This window comes from Pseudomonas sp. C9, assembly GCF_002000165.1.
Classification (GTDB): domain Bacteria; phylum Pseudomonadota; class Gammaproteobacteria; order Pseudomonadales; family Pseudomonadaceae; genus Aquipseudomonas.
In genome coordinates, this window is record NZ_MPAK01000001.1 from 3908212 (window position 1) to 3928807 (window position 20596).

A 20596-nucleotide genomic window follows, 5' to 3' on the forward strand; every position below is an offset into this window, starting at 1 on the left:
GCGGGCTTGCTCGCGAAAGCGGTGGATCAGTCAGCCAATTTGCTGAATGTGAAGCGGCCTTCGCGAGCAAGCCCGCTCCCACAGGTTGTAGGTCTATTCAGTAAAAAGGGGCAGACCCTCGCAGGTCTGCCCCTTTTGTTCAGCGCTGACGGTATCAGTCAGTCTCGATCCGCGAATGCTTGCGGGTGTCTTTCATGGTCACATACACCAGCAACGACACCGCGATGCACGCGGTGACATACCAGTAGTAACCGGTTTCCATGCCAATGCTCTTGAACCACAGTGCGATGTATTCAGCGGTGCCGCCGAAGATCGACACGGTCAGGGCATACGGCAAGCCTACGCCCAGCGCACGAATCTCGGTCGGGAACAGTTCGGCTTTGACCACGGCGTTGATCGAGGTGTAGCCGCTGACGATGATCAGCGCCGCCATGATCAGGAAGAACGCGCCCCACCAGGATTGAACGGTGTGCAGGGTGGTCAGGATCGGCACGGTGAACAGCGTGCCCAGAATGCCGAAGGCAATCAGGATCGGGCGACGACCGACTTTATCCGACAGCCCGCCGATGATCGGTTGCAGGCACATGAACAGGAACAATGTGGCGGCGGAAATCGTGGTGGAGTCGGAGATGCTCATGCCGACGGTGTTCACCAGGTATTTCTGCATGTACGTGGTGTAGGTGTAGAACGCCAGCGTACCGCCCATGGTCAGGCCGACCACGGTCATCAGTTCTTTCGGGTGACGAAGCAAGGTGCGCATGGCGCTTTCCTTGGACTTCTCTTTTTTGGTGAACGACTCGGTTTCTTCCATGCCGCGACGCAGGTAGAGCGCGACCACGGCACACAGCGCGCCGATGGCGAACGGGATGCGCCAGCCCCAGTCGTACAACTGCTCGGTGGTCAGCACTTGTTGCAACACGATCAGCACGGCCAAGGCTATGAGCTGGCCGGAGATCAGCGTCACGTACTGGAAGCTGGAGTAGAAGCCGCGACGCTCCTTGGTGGCCATCTCGCTGAGATAGGTCGCCGAGGTGCCGTACTCGCCACCAACCGACAAACCTTGCAGCAGGCGCGCGAACACCAGCAGGATCGGTGCGCCGATGCCGATGGTTTCATACCCAGGACTCAGGGCGATCAGCAGCGAGCCGAAGCACATCAGGTACACCGAGGCCATCAGCGCTTTTTTGCGCCCGACTTTGTCGGCATAGAGGCCCATCATCCAGCCACCAATCGGGCGCATCAGGAAGCCCACGGCGAAAATCGCGGCGGTGTTCAGCAGTTGGGCGGTGGTGTCGCCTTTGGGGAAAAAGGCTTTGGCGAAGTACAGGGAGAAGGCGGCGTAGACATACCAGTCGTACCACTCGACCATGTTGCCGACCGAGCCGCTGAAAATCGATTTGATGCGACTGGCGGTGGTTCTTTCTTTAGCCGGCACGGCAGCCGACCCAAGGGGCAGGGTATTGGAGTTATCCATTGAAGGATCCTTCGTTTAATTGTTTTTGTGGAGCGCGTTGAAACGCAGCCTGCGAGGGCTATAGCAGGAGGTGTGCCAGATCAAGGAGGGCTGGTTTAGAGGGGTTGCGGGGAACTGGTGAGCGGAAATCCGCTTATGTTGGATTAGGCGTGAGCGGAAAATTGCTTATCCGGCTTGTGGGTTTGCGTTGTCAGCGCTGGCCCCTTCGCGGGCAAGCCCGCTCCCACAGTGACCGAGTTGAACGAAGATTTTGTGTACGACACTGAACCCTGTGGGAGCGGGCTTGCCCGCGAAGAGGCCCGTTCAGGCGCTACAGGAACATCTCGCGCGTCAGTCCATGCCGCTGCATCTTTTCATTGAAGGTCCGGCGCGGCAGTTGAAGTTCTTCAAGCACCGCTTTCACATCGCCCTTGTGCCGGGTCAACGCCGAGCGCAGGCATTGCGCTTCAAACGCTTCCTGCTGCGCCGCCAGTGACTGGCCAGGGTCGATGCCCACCGGTTCCGGTTCGCCCAGCCCCAGCACTTGCCGTTCAGCGACGTTCGCCAGTTCGCGCACATTGCCCGGCCAGTCGTGGCTCAGCAGATGGCTCAACTGCGGGCCAGTCAACGGTGGGAACGTCCGCCCCAGACGCTCGGCGGCATTCTGCGCAAACGACTCGAACAACAACGGAATGTCTTCGCGGCGCTCGCGCAACGGTGGCAGTCGCAACTCGGCAACGTTCAGTCGATAGGCCAGGTCCTCGCGAAAACGCCCGGCCCGCGCTTCATCGAGCAGGTCTGGCTTGGTCGCGGCGATGATTCGCAAATCCACGCGAATGCTCTGGTTGGACCCCAGGCGCTCAAGCTTCTGCTCCTGCAGCACCCGCAGCAATTTCACTTGCTGGGCCAGCGGCATGCTTTCGATCTCATCGAGAAACAGCGTGCCGCCATCCGCGTATTCAAGCTTGCCGATGCGTTTACCCTGCGCCCCGGTGAACGCGCCGCTTTCGTGGCCGAACAACTCGGCCTCGAACAATTGCTCGGGAATCGCCGCGCAGTTGAGCGCCACAAACGGCTTGTCGGCCCGCGGTCCGAAGTCGTGCAGGCAGCGGGCAACCAGCTCCTTGCCGCTGCCGGTTTCGCCGCGGATCAGCACATTGACCGGCAATGCCGCCAGGTCCAGCACCTGGCGGCGCAAGGTTTGCAAGCCACGGGACACACCGAGTAGCGTCGCGTCGAGTTTGGCGCGGTTGTCGGCCTGTTCGTGCAGGGCGCGGTTCTCCAGCACCAGCCGCCGCTTGTCCAGCGCGCGGCGCAAACTGCTCAGCAGCGTTTCCGGGCTGAAGGGTTTTTCCAGAAAGTCATACGCGCCATCGCGCATCGCCTCGACCGCCATCGGCACATCGCCGTGACCGGTCAGCAGAATCACCGGCAGGTCGGCATCGCGCCGTTGAACCTCGGCCAGCAGTTCCAGCCCGGTCATGCCGGGCATGCGCACATCGCTGAGGATCACGCCGGGAAAGTGAGTGGGCAGTTGCGCCAGGCATTCATCGGCGCGGCTGAACAATTGCACCTCAAAGCCCGACAGGCTCAGCCATTGTTCGACGGCACTGCGAATACTGCTTTCGTCGTCGACCACCATGACTGAATTCAGCATGGGCTGTGGGCCTCCAGGTCAATGGGCAGGGACAGGGTGAACACCGCGCCGTTGGCGTGATTGTCGGCACTCAGGCGTCCGCCCGCTTCGTGAGCGATGGCAAACGATACCGCCAGGCCCAGGCCCAGGCCATCGCCCACCGGTTTGGTGGTGAAGAAAGGATCGAACACGTTGCCCAGATGTTCTTCGGCGATGCCGCCACCGTTGTCGCTGACGGTCAGGCGCCACAGTTGCTCGTCGGCTTCGAGGCGGATTTCCAGGCGCTTGCAGGGTTTGTCGTGCATGGCGTCGAGGGCGTTGCGCAGTAGATTGATCAGCACCTGTTCCAGACGAATCGCATCGCCGCGCACCCACGCCGGACGCGTCAGGTGCAGCACCGTGCTGATTTGTTCATCACGCAGGCGTGCGTCGAGCAATTGCAGGGATTGGTCGACCACCGCGGCCAGGTCCAGGCGTTCGCGCAGGCCACTGGGGCTTTTGCGGGCGAAGGTTTTCAGGTGGCCGGTGAGGGCCGCCATGCGCGTGAGCATGTCGTCCACCGGTTTGAGTGCCTTGTAAGCGTCGTCGACCCGACCGTGATCGAGCAGCAGGCGCAAGGTCGCCAGTTGCATGCGCTGGGCCGTCAGCGGTTGATTGATTTCATGGGCCAGCGCCGCCGACATCTGCCCCAGCGCCGCGAGTTTGGCCGACTGCACCAAACCGTCCTGCGCCGTGCGCAAATCGCGGGTACGTTCCTCGACCAATCGTTCAAGTTCTTCGCGGCTGCGCTGGCGCAGTCTGGCCAGGCGCCAACGCTGATTGAGGAACAGCAACAGAAACACCAGCGCCAGCCACAGTCCGGCGGCGGCGAGCGCGGCGTTGCGGCTGTCTTCGAACGCGACTTGCGGGCGGCGCAGCAAGTGCAGCGTCCAGCCTTCGGCGGTCAACGGCAGCGATTCCCACAGATACTTCGCCGCCCCGTCAGGCCCCGCCACTTGCCTCAGCTCACTGTTGTCGTCGAAACGCTCCACCGATTGGAATTCGAGCGGCGTGAGCGGTTGTTTGTCGTACTGGCGGGTGGCCTTGAGTTCGGCGTGATCGCTGTCGCTCAGGGGGTTCAACAAGCGATAGCGCCAGCCCGGCTGGTTGGCGATGAAGATGATCCCGCGTGCATCGCTGACCAGCAGCGTGTCGCTGCCCTGACGCCATTCGCGTTCCAGTTCCGGAAACTCGAGCTTGACCACCATCGCCCCGAGGAACTCGCCGTTGTCGTCGGTCACTGCGCTGGACAGGAAGTACCCCGGAATGCCGCTGGTCACGCCCACGGCGTAGAAGCGCCCGGTGCCTTGGGTGCGAGTCTCGCTGAAGTAAGGGCGAAAGCCGTAGTTGTGGCCGACATAGCTACTGGGTAAACGCCAGTTACTGGCCGCCACGGCGAGGCCGGTGCGGTCGAGCAGTTCGAGGGTCGAGGATTGCGCGGCGCCGTTGATTTTTTCCAGCTTGCGATTCAGCGCGTCCTGTTGCTCAGGCATTACCGTGCCATTGAGGGCTGCGCGCAGTTCCGGGTCCAGCGCGAGCACAGCGGGCAGGGCGCGGTAGCGATCGATCAGGGTGTGCAGGGAATTGGCGTAGAGCGCCAATTGCTGATTGGCGCGGGAGGCGTCCTCGACCAAGGCCTGACGTTCGGCGTGGCGCATGGCGAAGCTGGCGGCCAACGCGGCGCCGGCGATGATCAGCAATGTGTACAGCGTCAGGCGTAACGCGCGTGAAGTCGCAAGCATGGTGTTGGAAACAGTCAGCAATACGGGCGCGCACCATACCATGGAGCGCTTGAAATCATGAGCCGTGTGACGGCGTATTGCCTTTTATGCTGCTCATTGTTCGATGAAGTGTTTTGTGACTATGCCGATTTATTCGACAGGTTTACTGAACGCGCTATGAAATTTAAAACGTGGCAAAAAAAACGGCCGGGTCATCTGAAAGACGCCCCGGCCGTATTGGTGCCTTGTAGCGCTTACTGCACTTCTACCGCCAGGCTTTCACTGATCTTTTTCTGCCAGATGGCAGGACCGGTGATGTGAACCGACTCGCCTTTGCTATCAACCGCAACAGTCACTGGCATGTCTTTCACGTCGAACTCGTAGATGGCTTCCATCCCCAGTTCGGCGAATGCCACGACGCGGGATTTCTTGATGGCTTGCGCCACCAGGTAAGCCGCGCCGCCGACTGCCATCAGGTAAACAGCCTTGTGGTCCTTGATCGCTTCGATCGCGGTAGGGCCGCGCTCGGATTTGCCGATCATGCCCAACAGGCCGGTTTGCTCGAGGATCTGACGGGTGAACTTGTCCATCCGCGTTGCGGTGGTCGGACCGGCAGGGCCAACCACTTCTTCGCGCACCGGATCAACCGGGCCGACGTAATAGATGAAGCGACCCTTGAGGTCCACCGGCAAGGTTTCACCCTTGTTCAGCATCTCGACCATGCGCTTGTGCGCCGCGTCGCGACCGGTGAGCATCTTGCCGTTGAGCAGGACGGTCTCGCCCGGCTTCCAGCTCTGCACTTCTTCCGGGGTCAGGGTGTCGAGGTTGACGCGACGGGCCGACGGGCCGGCTTCCCAGACGATTTCCGGGTAGGCGTCCAGCGGTGGCGCTTCCAGCGAGGCCGGGCCGGAACCGTCGAGCACGAAGTGGGCGTGACGGGTGGCGGCGCAGTTCGGGATCATGCACACCGGCAACGAAGCGGCGTGAGTCGGGTAATCCATGATCTTCACATCGAGCACGGTGGTCAGGCCACCCAGGCCCTGGGCGCCGATGCCCAGTTGGTTGACCTTCTCGAACAGCTCCAGGCGCATTTCTTCAATGCGGTTCTGCGGGCCGCGAGCCTTGAGCTCGTGGATGTCGATGGACTCCATCAACACTTCCTTGGCCATGACCGCAGCTTTCTCGGCGGTGCCGCCGATGCCGATGCCGAGCATGCCAGGTGGGCACCAGCCGGCGCCCATTTCCGGAACGGTCTTCAGAACCCAGTCGACGATCGAGTCGGACGGGTTGAGCATGGCCATTTTCGACTTGTTCTCGGAACCGCCGCCCTTGGCCGCCACGTCCACTTCCACGGTATTGCCCGGGACGATGGAGTAGTGGATCACGGCCGGGGTGTTGTCCTTGGTGTTTTTACGAGCGCCCGCCGGGTCGGCGAGGATCGAGGCACGCAGGACGTTTTCCGGCAGGTTGTAAGCCCGGCGCACGCCTTCGTTGATCATGTCGTCCAGGCCCATGGTGGCGCCATCCCAACGCACGTCCATGCCCACGCGGACAAACACGGTGACGATGCCGGTGTCCTGGCAGATCGGGCGGTGGCCGGTGGCACACATGCGCGAGTTGATCAGGATTTGCGCGATCGAATCGCGGGCCGCTGGCGATTCTTCGCGCAGGTAGGCCTCGTGCATCGCCTGGATGAAGTCAACGGGGTGGTAGTAAGAAATGAATTGCAGGGCGTCAGCAACGCTCTGAATCAGGTCGTCTTGCTTGATCACGGTCATGAGTCGCGCTCCTCTAAAAGACGGGAACATTCAATAAGGTGCTTGCAGCTTGGGTGCATCGGTCGGTTGCAAGCACCTTTCAAGGCACGCCGGGGCTGCTGGCGCGACGCTAAAAAGGCGCGGCAGTATACCGCGCCTCGGTTCCGGGCACACCCGCCGACAGTCAATCGTTGGTCGCATAACTTCACGACCCCTGTAGCCGCTGGCGAAGCCTGCGTCCGGCGGCGAAGCCGTCGTAAAACCTGAATCGGTGATTTGCCTGACACACCGGGGTGCATGGATTCACGACGGCTTCGCCGCCGGACGCAGGCTTCGCCAGCTGCTACAGGGTATGGGGATGGGTGAATGAGGGACATGCTTTTGACGCCAGTTTTTTGCCCCGAAAATAGTATGGTTATTTGTCTGGCTCGCCACTAAAGTGGCACTCGGCCTGTAGAGTAGGACACTCGATCAGCATTCCTTCGCATGGTGAGTCAACGATTGACCCATAACGCAATTCAACGGCTTTTACTCAAACGCTTTGCCCTCGCAGCCTGCACTTACGCCTTGGCCTTGATGCTGCTGTGGCTGGCGTTTTTCACCGGGCACTACGACGAACCCATGGCCAGCGTGGCCGTCGGCACGGCGCTGGTGGTCATCAGCCAGGTGGCGTTGTTCGCGGTGTTCTACAGCGGCTGCAACCTGCGCTTTTCCGACCCCAGCCTGACCGAAGCGCAAGTGTTGATGGGGCTGGGTTGGCAAACCTGGCTGATCGCCAATCTGGATGAGGCACGCGGCGCGTTTCTGGTGTTCTACGTGCTGATCCTGCTGTTCGGACTGTTCCACCTGTCGCGTCGGGCGCTCGTGCGGTGTGCGCTGCTGGTGTTTTTCAGTTTCTGCGCGATCACGCTGTGGGAGGGCTACCACTTTCAGCTGCCCGACCCGGCGCTGGCCGGGTTGCAAGTGTGCGTATTGCTGATTGTGCTGATCTGGCTGGTGCTCTACGCCCATTACGTTCAGGCGTCGCGCCAACGCATGCGTCAGCGGCGCTTCGCCCTGCAAGCGCATCAGGACACCCTGCGCGGGATGATGCGCCAGCTCGAAGACCTGGTGGCCACCGACGAACTCACCGGGCTGTTCAACCGCCGCCATTTCCTGCGCCTGGCCTCCCGCGAACTGAAGGTGATGGACGCCGGTGTGATGCATGGCCTGGCGCTGATCGACCTCGATCACTTCAAACGTATCAACGATGTGCACGGCCATGCGGCGGGCGACCAGGTCTTGCAAGCCTTCGCTGGCGTGGCGACGGCGTGCCTGCGCGACGGCGATGTGTTGGCGCGTTATGGCGGTGAGGAATTCGTGGTGCTGGTGCCCGATTGCGATGCCGAACGCCTGACCGCCTGCTGTGAGCGGCTGCGCATCGCCTTCACCGATGTCGAACTGATCGGCCTCAACGTGAACAGCCTGAGCCTTTCGGCGGGCATGACCCTGCTGGCCGTTGGCGACGATCTCGACGACGCCTTGCAGCGAGCCGATCAGGCGCTTTACCGCGCCAAGCGTGACGGTCGCAATCGCTGCGCGGCGGCCTGGGAGAACGTCGATGCCTGAGTTGCGGGTCGGCGAGCGGCATTTTTCAGTGGCAACGGGCAGCAACCTGCTCGATGCCCTGAATCAAAATGGTGTAGCGGTGCCCTACAGTTGCCGCGCCGGCAGTTGCCATGCGTGCCTGGTGCAATGTGTACAAGGCCTGCCGAGTGACAACCGCCCGGATGCCCTGAGCGCAGATCAGCGTCAGCAAGGCTGGCGTCTGGCGTGCCAGTGCCAGGTGGTCGAGGATTTGCAGGTGCATGCCTTCGACCCGCAAGTGGACGGTCGCCCGGCCGAGGTCGCCGCCATCGATTGGCTGAGCGCCAGCGTGTTGCGCCTGCGCCTGATACCGCAACGGCCGTTGCGCTACAACGCCGGGCAACATCTGGTGCTGTGGGCGGGCAACGTGGCACGTCCTTATTCACTGGCGAGCTTGCCGCAAGACGACCGCTTTCTGGAGTTTCACCTCGATTGCCGTCAACCGGGGCAATTCAGCGACGCGGCCCGTCAGTTGAGCATCGGTGACACCCTGCGCCTCGGCGAACTGCGCGGCGGGGCGTTGCATTACGACCCGGACTGGCACACCCGACCGCTGTGGCTGCTGGCCGCCGGCACCGGTCTTGGCCCGTTGTTCGGGGTCTTGCGCGAAGCGTTGCGTCAGGATCATCACGGCGCCATTCGCCTCATTCACCTGGCCCATGACGCCGACGAGCATTACCTGGCCAAACCGCTGCAAGCCATGGCTGACGGTCGCGATAACCTGACGGTCGAGTTCTGGACCCCGGCCGAGTTGCCGCAGGCATTGGCGCAACTGCGGCTTGTCTCCCGACAAACCCTGGCCTTAGTCTGCGGAGCCCCCGACAGTGTCGACGCCTTTTCCCGGCGCCTTTACCTCGCGGGATTGCCGCGCAATCAACTGCTGGCCGATGTGTTCCTGCCGCGTGGTTGAGCGCTGATTGATCAGACGCGAGTCCCACCATGACCGATACCATCCAGATTGAACGCGAACGCGGTGTGCTGACACTGCGCCTGAATCGCCCCGAAAAGAAAAACGCCCTGACCCGCGCCATGTACAGCCACTTGTCTGAAGCGCTGAAGCAGGCTGATACCGATCCCGAAATCAATGCGGTGCTGATCACCGGCAGCGCCGAGTGCTTCACCGCCGGCAACGACATCGCCGACTTCATCCAGCAACCACCGGGCAACCTCGACAGCCCGGTGTTTCATTTCATGCTCAACCTGCTCGAATGCCGTAAACCGGTGGTCGCTGCCGTGGCGGGTGCGGCGGTGGGGATTGGCACGACGATGTTGCTGCATTGCGATCTGGTGTATGTCAGCCGTGATGCTCGCCTGCGCATGCCGTTCGTTAATCTCGGCTTATGCCCGGAGTTCGGCTCCAGCCTGATCCTGCCGCGACTGCTCGGGCATGCCAAAGCGGCGCAGTTGCTGTTGCTGGGTGAAGGTTTCAGCGGTGAGCAGGCGGCGGGGTGGGGCATTGCCACCGAGGCGTTGGGCAGTGGCGAAGAAACATTGGCCAAGGCGCGGGAAATGGCGCTGCGGTTCGAATCGCTGCCACCGGAAGCGGTGCGCATCAGCAAGCAATTGATGAAAGCGCCGGACCGGGAATTGATTCGCAAGGTGATCGAGGAAGAGGGCGCGTTGTTTACCCAGCGGTTGCGCTCGCCGGAAGCGTTGGCGGCGTTGACCGGGTTTATCCGCAAACACTAAATCTTGCAGTGATTGGGCGGGCCTCATCGCGGGCAAGCCCGGCTCCCACAGTGACCGGTGTCGTTCTCGAGTCTGAGTTCTACACAAAACCCTGTGGGAGCCGGGCTTGCCCGCGATGAGGCCCGATCAGACAACACAGCTGTTGGACCAGAAAGCAAAAAGCCCCGCCATTCACATGGTGGGGCTTTTGTTTTTCAGCGGTCCGGTACTCAGACCATCGGGTCGCCAACGTGCAGGATCTTCATGCCGTTGGTGCCGCCGATGGTGTGGTAGCTGTCGCCCTTGGTCAGGATGACCCAGTCGCCTTTCTCCACAACGCCGCGCTTGAGCAACTCGTCGATCGCGGCCTGGCTGACTTGCTCAGGCGGCAGCGATGCCGGGTCGAACGGTACGGTGTAGACGCCACGGAACATGGCCGCGCGGGCCTGGGTTTCGCGGTGCGGAGAGAACGCGTAGATCGGCACCGAAGAACGGATGCGCGACATGATCAACGGCGTGTAGCCACTTTCGGTCAGGGCGATGATCGCCTTCACGCCCGGGAAGTGGTTGGCGGTGTACATGGCCGCCAACGCGATGCTCTGGTCGCAGCTTTCGAAGACCTTGCCGATACGGTGGCTGGAGGTCTTGCTGGTCGGGTGCTTTTCAGCGCCGACGCAGATGCGCGCCATGGCCTGCACAGCTTCCAGCGGATACAAGCCAGCAGCACTTTCAGCCGAGAGCATCACGGCGTCGGTGTAGTCGAGCACGGCGTTGGCCACGTCGGACACTTCGGCGCGAGTCGGCATCGGGTTCTGGATCATCGACTCCATCATCTGGGTCGCCACGATCACAGCCTTGTTGTGGCGGCGTGCGTGCAGAATGATTTTCTTCTGAATGCCCACCAACTCGGCGTCGCCGATTTCCACACCCAGGTCACCACGGGCAACCATCACGGCGTCGGACGCCTGGATCAGCGCGTCGAGGGTTTCGTCGTCGGCCACGGCTTCGGCGCGTTCGATCTTCGCCACCAGCCAGGCAGTACCGCCGGCCTCGTCACGCAGTTGACGGGCGTATTCCATGTCGGCAGCGTCACGCGGGAAGGACACGGCGAGGTAATCGACTTCCATCTCGGCGGCGAGCTTGATGTCGGCCTTGTCTTTCTCGGTCAGGGCCGGAGCCGTCAGGCCACCACCGCGACGGTTGATGCCTTTATGGTCGGACAGCGGGCCGCCGATCAGCACGGTGCAGTTCAGTTCGGTGGCGGTGGCGGTATCGACGCGCATTACCACGCGGCCGTCGTCGAGCAGCAGCTCGTCGCCCACGCCGCAGTCTTTGACCAGGTCCGGGTAGTCGATGCCGACCACTTGCTGGTTGCCTTCGGTCAGAGGATGGCTGGTGGAGAAGGTGAACTGATCACCGATCTTCAGCTCGATCTTCTTGTTGGCGAATTTGGCGATACGGATTTTCGGGCCTTGCAGATCACCCAGCAGGGCCACGAAGCGGCCGTGCTTGGCGGCGAGGTCACGCACCAGCTTCGCGCGAGCCTTGTGCTCGTCGGGGGTGCCGTGGGAGAAGTTCAGGCGGGCGACGTCCAGGCCAGCCAGAATCAGCTGTTCGAGAACTTCCGGCGAGTTACTGGCCGGGCCAAGGGTAGCGACGATTTTGGTACGACGGACGGACATGCAAAGACTCCTGAGTTCAAGCGCTGAGTGAGGCTACTATGCTCTAGGGGTGTAGTCATTGTTCGTTTGCACTACTTTTTATAAAGATCTTGTTCGTCGCTTTTATCTCCAGGCGAATGCTTTTGGTGCAGGCAGCCTGAAGTTTTTACTCAACGGGTCGATACAGGGCTCAAGACAGGAGAACCCCCCATGCGATTTGCGCTCATTGCCGTCCTTGCCCTCAGTGTGACGGGCTGCGCCCGTTGGTCCATGAACCATCATTTGAATCTCGCCTACAGCGCCTATGACCGTGGCAATTGCGAGCAGGTGATGCTCGAGTTGTCGAAAGTCGAGCGCTCCAGTCGCGTGCGGCCTTATGTGTGGCCGGAAGTCTCGATGATGCGTGGCCAGTGCCTGGAACGGCAAATGCTGTTCGTCGATGCGGCTCAGACTTACGAGTTCATCATCGCGACCTACCCGCAAAGCGAATACGCCTACCGCGCCCGCGCCCGTCTGGAAACCCTGCAGAGCACGGGCCATTACCCGATCCGCAGCGCAGCGGCCCCGCGCCCGACTTACTGATTGCAGTTGTCATGCAACGGCTGGCTCACCGGTGGCGGTGAGCTATAGTCCAATAGATCGGTTTCAGAGCCCTTGCCTCTGAACCGAGGTCATGCCTGTGACCGGCAGCAGTGAGCGTCAGCATTGTGTGGACTGTCGCACCGGAAGCGGGGAGAGCGCGCCTACCTCTAAACAAGTCACGCAGGCTCGTTCCGAAGCAGTAGTGCGGCTCTGCTTAAGGGCCTTGCTGGGCGAATTACGCATGTTTACCAACCGCCGTATCGAGCGGCATCAACTGCCGTATTTCCTGAAGGTGTTCAACAGCGTCACTGACAAACCCATCGGGTTTCTGGGCAATGTCTCTGCCGACGGACTGATGCTGATCAGCCAGTTGCCGATGATGATTGGCGCCGATTTCGATTTACGCCTGAAAATCCCCGGTTGCAACGGTTGCCTGCAAGTCATCGATTTTCGGGCGTGTTGCCTGTGGTGCCACGAAGACGCGACCCCTCACCACTATGACGCCGGTTTCAGCCTGCAACGGGCACCGCCGGAGTATGGGCAACTGGTGAGTGCGTTACAGCAATACTTCAGTTTTCAGCCGTTGCCGGCGTCGGCCTGAAGTTAGCGGCGCTTTCGCCATCGCGGACAAGCCCGCGATGGCGTCAGTTAAGGCATCTCAAACTCAAAGCTCAGGTCGTTTAATCGCCTGTTCGTTATCCAGCGACCGCTCCACCAGCATCAATCCCAACTCACTCAACTGATAAATCAACATCGCCAGGTGCCGCGGCTTGTCATCTAGGCTTTCGGCTAGGTCGAGCAGCAGAATGTTGACCGATGAAAAGGTTTCGTAGGTCTGGATGGTCAGGGCTTCGGGATTGGCATCAGGGGCAACAGTGAACATTTTCATGGCGCGGTCTCGGGATGAGCGGAGGGAGGTGATGTCGGGTTCGAGATAATGGTCGAGCGCCTTTTTAGCCGCCTCGTGGAGTTTTCTCGGGTCGAGGTAGCTGTAGGGGGAACGAAGATTCGTTTCGGGTAGCTCGGGTTGGGGGGGCATTGGTTATCTCCTTGTTGGGGCTTCACCATTTCGGAATGAGATGAAAGGGTGGTAACTGCCGATAGGAGAACCTTATGTTGGGAGAGGTAACGTCACAATCAGACAGGGTCGATGAGATCTGTAGGCAGTGGCGCTTCATTCTGTAGTCGTTTGCGCGGCTATGTGAGAGCCAAGCGACGGGGGCAAAAAGTGAGTTAGATGCTAGGAGCGCTTTTCGCGACATGGCAGAGCAGCTTCCCCTAGCTACTGCACGATGAAGAGCATGGGAAAGTAATTGAGGAGAAGCTGCATGAAATTGAAGATCAGCTAGACGTCAGGATCCGGACTTTTTGGCTCTTTTGGTTCGTTGAAATCTGTGGAGATAGACAGAAGCGCCAAAGATATAAAGTCTTGGTTTCGATCAAGCGTATCCAGCGCACCTCGGATGTTACCCGCCACTTCGGTAGCACCGTGTCGTTCCACCCAGTTTGATAGCTCTTCTACTGCTGCGCCTAGCGCCAGTTGGTTCTCGTAGAGTTTCGTTAACACTGAAGTGAGTAGAATTTTCTCGTCCATGAACAATTCCTTTTGACTAAACGATGAGGTTGTAAGTCAGAGTGTTTTTTGCGAGTACTATCAAATAAGTACTAGTGATTAATGCTCGTTCAGCATATTTTTTTGCGTCTCAAGACCTAACCAATTGATTGCGACTTACCATTAAATTGTTCCGGCTTTTTTCCATTCCAAATATCGAGTCACCAATTTTGCACCCAACTCCACGGGCCGCGCATCCACCACCGGCACTCCATGAGCACTCAACCGCTCATGGAGCTCCGCCCGCGCATTCAAGTAATCCACCGTTCCGCAATAAGCCAACGCCTCCGGCAAGGTTTGCACGGGTGCGTGCCGCAAATTGTCGAGCAAGTCTTCGCGCAAACTCGCCACCAGCACCCGATGTTGCTTGCTCAAACGTTTGACGGCGGTCAGCAGTTCTTCGTCGTCTTCATCGCGCAGGTTGGTGACCAGCACCACCAGCGCCCGACGTTTCTGGCGGGCCAGCAACTGGGTGGCGGCGGCCTGGTAATCGGCGGGGCGTTGGGTGCTGTCGAGGTCGTAGACGCTGTTGAGCAACACGTTCAGTTGACCAGTGCCTTTGACCGGGGCGAGGTAGCGGGGATGATCGCTGGCGAATGTGCTCAGGCCCACCGCATCGCCTTGGCGCAGGGCGATGTAACTGAGCAACAGGCAGGCATTCAGCGCGTGATCGAAATGCGCGAGCTCGCCGTCCTGGCTGCGCATTCGGCGGCCACAATCGAGCATGAAAATGATCTGTTGATCGCGCTCGTCCTGATACTCACGGGCGATGGGCGTGCGCTGGCGGGCGGTGGCTTTCCAGTCGATCTGGCGCAGGCTGTCGCCTTCGCGGAATTCCCTCAATTGATGGAACTCAAGGCCCAGCCCGCGACGCTGGCGCTGCCGTACGCCGAGCTGGCTGATCCAGTTGTCCACCGCCAACAGTTCGCCGCCGTAGAGGCGAGCGAAGTCGGGGTAGACGCGGGTGTTGTCGATCACGTTCAGCAGACGCTTGTCGGACCATAAGCCCAAGGGGCTCGGCAAGCTGATTTCGCAGTGTTCGAAGCTGAAGTGGCCGCGCTTGAGCGGACGCAATCGATAGCCAATCTGGCTCTGTAGCCCGGGTTGCAGTTCGATGGACAGGGGGAGGTTTTCGAAACTCAGTCCCGGCGGCACATGGTCGAAAAGCTGCACGTTCAGCGGTTGAGCAAACGCATGTTCAATGTCCAGTCGCACTTCACTCCACCGACCCAATGCAAGACTGCCGGGCATGTGTCGGTGCACGCGCGGCGAGGGCAGGCGTTTGAGGCGAATGGCGTCGAGCACAGCCAGCGCCAACAGGGCTAGCAGCAGCCCCCAGTTGATCGACAACAGGGTTGACGGGACGGCGAAGTCCAGTGCCCGCAATGCGCCCAGCACGATGCCGATGGCCAGCAGGATCGCGAGCCAGATCAGCAGCAGGCGCGAGGGTTTCACAGGCGCGGTGCCGGTACTTGATCGAGCAATTGCTTGAGCACTTGATCGACGTCCAGCCCCTCGATGTCGAGCTCCGGTGCGATCCGGACGCGATGACGCAGCACCGCCAGGGCGCAGCCTTTGATGTCATCCGGAATCACGAACTCACCGCCGCGCAGCAACGCACGAGCCCGTGCGCAACGCACCAGTGCGATGGACGCCCGAGGCCCGGCGCCGAGGGTCAAGCCGGGCCAGGTGCGGGTGGCACGGGCCAGGCGCACGGCGTAATCGAGCACCTGATCGTCCAGCGGCAAATCGCTGGCGATGCGCTGCAAGGCTGATACGTCCTTGGCTTGCAACAGGGTGCGCAGTGGCTGCACATCGAGCATGTCGGCGCGGGTCGAGCGGCTGACCAGGCGCACCATGTTCAGCTCTTGCTCGGCATCGGGGTAGTCCATGCGCACTTTGAGCATGAAGCGGTCGAGCTCGGCTTCGGGCAGTGGGTAAGTACCTTCCTGCTCGATAGGGTTTTGCGTGGCGAGCACCATGAACGGTTGCACGATGGGCAGGGCGCGGCCTTCGAGGGTGACCTGGCGTTCTTGCATGGCTTCGAGCAATGCGGCCTGGGTTTTCGCCGGGGCGCGGTTGATCTCGTCGGCCAGCAGCAGGTTGGTGAACAGCGGCCCTTTGCGCAGTTTGAATTGTTCGGTGGTCAGGTCGTAGACCGCGTGCCCGGTGACATCGCTGGGCATCAGGTCCGGGGTGAACTGGATGCGCGCAAATTCGCCGCCGAAGCAGCGGGCGAGGGCGCGCACCAGCAAGGTCTTGCCCAGCCCCGGCACGCCTTCGAGCAGCACATGGCCGCCAGCGATCAATGCCGTCAGCACGTCGTCGATGACCGTGTCCTGACCAATCACGGCTTTCTGCAGTTCGGTTCTCACGGCCTGAGCCAACTGACTGGCGCGTTGGCGTTGCTGGGCAGCGTGGGTCGCGCTGCCGGGCTCGATCTGTTCACTCATAAGGCGTTCCTCAAGGTTTGCAGGTGGGCGACCTGGCGGCTGAATTGCACGCTGGACAACCGCTGCTTCGGTCGCGGGCTCATGGCCTGACTGATCGCGCGCGTGGGTTGGCCGGTCAGGCGTGCGAGCACCAGCCATTGCTCGGCAATGACGAGTTGTTCAAAGCCTGGATGACGACGCCGGACACGCCGCAAGATGTCTTGCTGCAACGCTTGCAGCAGGTGATGTTGACCGTTGCGACGCAACATGAAATCGGCACTGGCGCGCAGGTGTTCCTGAAGCTGACGACGCGCTTTGGGCGCAGGTTCCAGCAACGGACCATTGCGCACACCGACGTGCCAGCAGACAAGTGCAATCAAGGCGATCAGGGCCGCCAGCGCTTGGGGGAAATAGCGCACCAGCAAGGTCAGCAGGCTGTCGTGAACGGTGTTGAACATCAGGGTCACGTTCGTGTCTGCGGTCAGGTACCAAAGCAGCCAGGCGTTGTCGTATTGATCGATGGCGGGGGTTTTCCACAGGTCGGCATCGGTGACCACGATGATTGAGCCGAGCCCGTGGCTCAGCTGCATCATGTGCGTGCCTTTGCCACTGTTGGCCCAGGATTGCGCGAGGTTTTTCGGGTCGTCGAGATGGAACGCGGTATCGAAACTGGCGTAGGCCGGTGCGTCCTCGTCTTCCAGATAGAGTTTGGTCAGCTTGGGAAAGGAGTCTTCGAAAACATTGGGTGGCGGGTCTTTCAGGTCTTTGCTCAGCGACTGGTGCAATTGCACGCGGTCGAGCAACAGGTCATTGCTCTGGCCCAGTTTTTCATCCCACAAGGATTGGGCGACAAACAGCAAGCGCCCGCCCGCCCGAGTCCAGTTCATCACCTGATCAACCTGGCGCGGGGTCATCTTCGACCGGTCCCCGAGCAGCAACAGGCTGTGTTGATGAGGATCGATACTCGGCAGGATATCGAGGCTGTTGGCATGGCTGACGTTCAGGCCCTGTTTGCCTAGAAAGTATTCGGCGGCCAGGTAAGGATTGGCTTGGGCTTCTGGCGATGGGCCGTGATCGATTTCGGTCTGATAGGGCGTGGCCTTCAGGTACAGATAAATACTCAGCGCGGCCACGAGCACCGCGACGATCAGCCCGATCGCCAGCCCGCGGTGCCGATTCAACGCGCCGCTCCCGGGCCGAACAATGTGCGCCAGCCGTCACAAAGTTCCTGTTGCAAATGCGCCGCAGGCAGGCGATGCCCGTAGGCCATGTTCTGCCAGTGCCGGGTCAGGTTTTTACTGAAGGTCAAAAGCGCCGGCTGTTGCAGTTGCTCGACGCGTTGGAGCACTTCGCCTTCGGTGTCGGCCGGTTTTAGCGCAATGTGGTGGTCGTGCAGCAAATGGCTGAGCAGGGCGCGATACAGCAAGCCCAAGGCTTCACGAGGGTTGGACTGCCAGAGATTTTCGGCGGCGGTGGCGATGTCGGCGGGCAGGCTTTCGCGCTTGAAGTCCAGGCCAAACGCCTGTTGCGGCACAGACCGTGCGATGTTGATGGTCAAGGCCGGTCGGCGGCTGACGAACGCCTGCAACCATTCGCGGTAACGCCAGATCAGTAACCCGATGCCCCCGATCACTGCGCCCCACAGCAATACTTCGATCAAGTTGGCCAGAAACCCGAAGCGTTGGTTATCGAGCAGCTTCAATAACGCCTCCAGCCATTGGGGTGTTTTGCTGTCCCCCGAGGTTGTGTCCGCCGATTTGTCCTCGCCGAATCGATAGCGGGTGACCGATTCCTTGTTCTTGAATGGCGGCTGCTCGAGAAGGGTTTTGATGCTGTCCTTCGACGCTTGACTGGTTAGCGGTTGATCCAGCAGACGCGGGCTGTCCGGTGAGATGAGCGGCTCGGCAGCCCAGACCGTTTGCACGGTGGGGATGATCAGAATGGCGGCCAGCAGCAAGGGAACGATGGTGCTGTTGAGGCGTTGGCGCAATCGGCGGAACACCAGTTCGATATCCCAAGCCTCCAACACTGTGCGCCGGTTCAGATAAAGGCTGAACCCACACGCCACATAGATTGGCTCCCAGATGACCAGCACCACTGCGTAAAAAGCGTTGGTCAGGTGTTCCAGCCAACGCCAGTCTTGCACGCCGGCCGAAATCAACGTCTGCCAGCTCCAGTCGATCTGGACCTGCGGCGGCAGGAGCAGGTAGAACAGCACCATCAAGCCAATCCACAAGGCGGTTTCCAGGTGCATGCCGATGATCGTCAGCCATTGCGCGGCGCCCGCGTTGCGTTGCAGCAGCACGTGCAAACGCTGTTGGCGTTCATGTCCACCCAGGCCTTCGAGTTGCACCACCGGCATCACAAAACTGCGGCTCAGGCTCAAGCGACGCCAGGTCAGGCTGGCCAGCAATTGTGGCTTGAGCAGGCGCGGCCATTGGCGCAGGGCCTGTTTCAATGTGGGCGTTTCACCGAACATTGATTTGGACAGGATGTACAACGGCAGGCGTTCGAACGCGGGTTTGAGCCACCAGAAAATAAACACCGCGAGGGTAGGGGAGTCCCACAGCACCACGCTCAGCAGGGCGAAGACCGGCAAGGTCACGATGGCCCAACTGGTCATCAACAGGCGGCGGTGGCGCTGACTCAGCAGCACACCAAGATCCATGGCTTCCCAAGTGGAACGGGGACGGATGACGACCGTGGCGTCACTCAGGCGCATGGCGACTCCGTCCGGCAAACAACAGATACGTTGCCACCAACAGCCAAAGCACCGCACCGACCAGGTACTTGGTAGTGGCCTGGGGCGCGGTCATCGATGACCAGTAAGCCTCGATAAATGCGGCAATCAGCAGAAACAGCATTACCCCGCAAATCAGTAGCACGCTTTTGCGCGCAGCTAATCGCAAGGCTTCGGCGCGGGGCAGGCGCCCGGGTGCGATCAGCGCCCAACCCAGTTGCAGGCCGGCGGCCCCCGCGAGCGCAATGGCACTCAACTCAAAGGCGCCGTGGCCGATCACGAATGTCCAGAACGTTTGCCCATAACCGATGTGCGTCAGATGCCCGGCCACCGCCCCGATCATCAAACCGTTGAACAGCAGGAAAAATGCACTGCCCACACCCAACAGCAAACCGCTGGCAAAGGTCTGAAAGGCGATGCCGATGTTGTGCATGATGTAGTAACCGAACATTACCCAGTCTTCACTCGCCGCGCGTTCCGCCGTGCGACCCAAGTGGCCGGCGACGGGGTCGTACATGCTCTGCATTTCGCTGACCTGCTCGGCCGGAATCAGGTTGTAGATGAGGTCTGGAAACAGATAAACCAGCAACGCGAAACCGATCAGGCTGCCAAAGAACAACAGGGCGGCGGCGAGCACAAAACGCCATTGCTCACGCACGAGTCGAGGGAAACCGGCCAGGATAAACGCCAACACACTCGCCCCCAGCCGACTGCGATGCCGATACAGCTGTTGATGGCCACGCAGGGCGAGTTGCTGCAACGAGTCAATCAGGAAGCTGCTGTAGCCGCGTTCCTGAGCCAGCGCCAAATGTTGGCAGAGCCTTCGATAATCACCAGGAAAACTGGTGAATCGTGCCGCTTCCTTGCCTCGCTCCAGCCTTTCGAGCATCAGCGAAAACTGTTCCCACTCAGCCTTGTGGCGACTTTCGAAAAGGCTTTGCTTCATGTCGGCCCCAACAAGCCGCGGGCAATGCCGTTCAGTTCGTCCACTGCCTTGGGTGCGGGTACCTGCAGCGGCTGGGCAAGGATCGCGGCGAGTTCGTTGACCCGCGCCTCGGAGAGTTCGCCCTGACGCTCGGCAAACCCGAGGATGGCGCGCTGTTCGGTCAGCGACAGGGGAAACGCCGGGCGCCGGGGTTGGGCGTCGGGGAGTTGCGGTGGGGGCAACGGTTGTTCGCGGTAGATGACCAACGTGCCGGCAGCCAGGTCGCCGAGGCGTTTGAAGGTCGGGTGTTGCAGGCAACTGACGGCGCCGAGGAAGTAGCCGAACGGCAACAGGTCGACGAATCGCAGCAGGTTACGCAGCAGCGAAGCAGACCAGCCGATAGGCGTGCCGTCATCCTGCACCACGCGCAAGCCCATCCATTGTTTGCCGGGTGAGCGCCCCTGATTGAGCACTTCGAACAGCACCATGTACCACCAGCTCACACCGAACAGCAGGATTGAACCCAGGCCGGCGCCCAGCTTTCCGAGAAACGCCAATACGATGAACAACAGACCGAGGATCAACCCGCGCAATCCGAGGTCGATGGTGAAGGCCAGCGCACGAACCATCAGCCCGGCCGGGCGCAGTGGCAAGTCGATGCCTTCGGGCGTTTCGACTTGATACCGGGTATCCAGTTGCGGGGACAGCGTCGCTTTCCTTGGCAGTGCTGTGGTCTCGAGCATG

At 60.7% G+C, this 20596-nt stretch carries 18 protein-coding genes; 5 read left to right on the top strand and 13 right to left on the bottom strand.

The features are described from left to right. Positions 1 to 154 precede the first annotated feature (154 nt). The 4 genes from BMS17_RS18220 to BMS17_RS18235 form a co-directional block, all read right to left on the bottom strand. Positions 155 to 1474: an MFS transporter gene (locus tag BMS17_RS18220; protein ID WP_046033257.1), complete on the bottom strand. Its 1320-nt coding sequence runs from the start codon at positions 1472 to 1474 to the stop codon at positions 155 to 157. A gap of 310 nt (positions 1475 to 1784) precedes the next feature. Further along, the gene (locus tag BMS17_RS18225; protein ID WP_046033258.1) at positions 1785 to 3110 is read right to left on the bottom strand and encodes a sigma-54 dependent transcriptional regulator; all 1326 of its coding nucleotides are present in this window, start codon (positions 3108 to 3110) and stop codon (positions 1785 to 1787) included. Continuing rightward, positions 3104 to 4870, bottom strand: a complete 1767-nt coding sequence (locus BMS17_RS18230) for an ATP-binding protein (RefSeq protein ID WP_077432195.1) — start codon at positions 4868 to 4870, stop codon at positions 3104 to 3106. Before BMS17_RS18230 ends, BMS17_RS18225 begins: the two co-directional genes overlap by 7 nt. 233 nt (positions 4871 to 5103) lie before the next feature. Then, positions 5104 to 6627 (bottom strand): fumarate hydratase, encoded by a 1524-nt coding sequence (locus BMS17_RS18235; protein WP_077431369.1) that lies wholly within the window; start codon positions 6625 to 6627, stop codon positions 5104 to 5106. A 480-nt stretch (positions 6628 to 7107) separates the two neighbouring features. Here BMS17_RS18235 and BMS17_RS18240 point away from each other — a divergent pair, with 480 nt between their 5' ends. The 3 genes from BMS17_RS18240 to BMS17_RS18250 are packed head-to-tail and all read left to right on the top strand — an operon-like array spanning position 7108 to position 9921. Next, positions 7108 to 8214 carry a GGDEF domain-containing protein gene (locus BMS17_RS18240; RefSeq protein ID WP_077432196.1) on the top strand — a complete coding sequence of 369 codons (1107 nt, stop codon included), beginning with the start codon at positions 7108 to 7110 and terminating at the stop codon, positions 8212 to 8214. Then, complete coding sequence (locus tag BMS17_RS18245; RefSeq protein ID WP_077431370.1) at positions 8207 to 9142, top strand: iron-sulfur-binding ferredoxin reductase; 936 nt, start codon at positions 8207 to 8209, stop codon at positions 9140 to 9142. The genes BMS17_RS18240 and BMS17_RS18245 overlap by 8 nt, the downstream gene beginning before the upstream one ends. Before the next feature lie 29 nt (positions 9143 to 9171). Beyond that, entirely contained in the window at positions 9172 to 9921 is a 750-nt protein-coding gene (locus BMS17_RS18250) for an enoyl-CoA hydratase-related protein (protein ID WP_046033260.1), read from the top strand. A gap of 209 nt (positions 9922 to 10130) precedes the next feature. Here BMS17_RS18250 and pyk read toward each other — a convergent pair whose 3' ends face one another. Further along, positions 10131 to 11582 (bottom strand): pyruvate kinase, encoded by a 1452-nt coding sequence (pyk, locus tag BMS17_RS18255; protein ID WP_027922904.1) that lies wholly within the window; start codon positions 11580 to 11582, stop codon positions 10131 to 10133. 189 nt (positions 11583 to 11771) lie between these two features. Between pyk and BMS17_RS18260 the strand changes: the two genes are divergently transcribed. Together BMS17_RS18260 and BMS17_RS18265 are read left to right on the top strand one after the other, a co-directional pair. Then, positions 11772 to 12143, top strand: a complete 372-nt coding sequence (locus BMS17_RS18260; RefSeq protein ID WP_046033261.1) for a tol-pal system YbgF family protein — start codon at positions 11772 to 11774, stop codon at positions 12141 to 12143. Positions 12144 to 12384: 241 nt separating this feature from the next. Next, positions 12385 to 12744, top strand: coding sequence for a PilZ domain-containing protein (locus BMS17_RS18265; protein WP_046033262.1), 360 nt, complete (start codon positions 12385 to 12387; stop codon positions 12742 to 12744). Between the two features lie 63 nt (positions 12745 to 12807). Here BMS17_RS18265 and BMS17_RS18270 read toward each other — a convergent pair whose 3' ends face one another. From BMS17_RS18270 to BMS17_RS18305, 8 genes are all read right to left on the bottom strand, one after another. Further along, positions 12808 to 13182: a DUF6124 family protein gene (locus BMS17_RS18270; RefSeq protein ID WP_046033263.1), complete on the bottom strand. Its 375-nt coding sequence runs from the start codon at positions 13180 to 13182 to the stop codon at positions 12808 to 12810. Positions 13183 to 13488: 306 nt separating this feature from the next. Next, positions 13489 to 13737 carry a hypothetical protein gene (locus BMS17_RS18275; protein WP_046033264.1) on the bottom strand — a complete coding sequence of 83 codons (249 nt, stop codon included), beginning with the start codon at positions 13735 to 13737 and terminating at the stop codon, positions 13489 to 13491. A 141-nt stretch (positions 13738 to 13878) separates the two neighbouring features. Then, positions 13879 to 15210, bottom strand: coding sequence for a DUF58 domain-containing protein (locus tag BMS17_RS18280; RefSeq protein WP_077431371.1), 1332 nt, complete (start codon positions 15208 to 15210; stop codon positions 13879 to 13881). Continuing rightward, the gene (locus tag BMS17_RS18285) at positions 15207 to 16208 is read right to left on the bottom strand and encodes a MoxR family ATPase (RefSeq protein WP_046033266.1); all 1002 of its coding nucleotides are present in this window, start codon (positions 16206 to 16208) and stop codon (positions 15207 to 15209) included. Before BMS17_RS18285 ends, BMS17_RS18280 begins: the two co-directional genes overlap by 4 nt. Beyond that, positions 16205 to 17368, bottom strand: coding sequence for a DUF4350 domain-containing protein (locus tag BMS17_RS18290; RefSeq protein WP_077431372.1), 1164 nt, complete (start codon positions 17366 to 17368; stop codon positions 16205 to 16207). Before BMS17_RS18290 ends, BMS17_RS18285 begins: the two co-directional genes overlap by 4 nt. Next, positions 17365 to 18909, bottom strand: coding sequence for a DUF4129 domain-containing protein (locus tag BMS17_RS18295; protein ID WP_077431373.1), 1545 nt, complete (start codon positions 18907 to 18909; stop codon positions 17365 to 17367). Before BMS17_RS18295 ends, BMS17_RS18290 begins: the two co-directional genes overlap by 4 nt. Then, positions 18896 to 19873, bottom strand: coding sequence for a stage II sporulation protein M (locus BMS17_RS18300; RefSeq protein WP_046033269.1), 978 nt, complete (start codon positions 19871 to 19873; stop codon positions 18896 to 18898). The genes BMS17_RS18295 and BMS17_RS18300 overlap by 14 nt, the downstream gene beginning before the upstream one ends. Further along, positions 19870 to 20595 carry an RDD family protein gene (locus BMS17_RS18305; protein WP_077431374.1) on the bottom strand — a complete coding sequence of 242 codons (726 nt, stop codon included), beginning with the start codon at positions 20593 to 20595 and terminating at the stop codon, positions 19870 to 19872. Before BMS17_RS18305 ends, BMS17_RS18300 begins: the two co-directional genes overlap by 4 nt. Between the last annotated feature and the right edge of the window lies 1 nt (position 20596).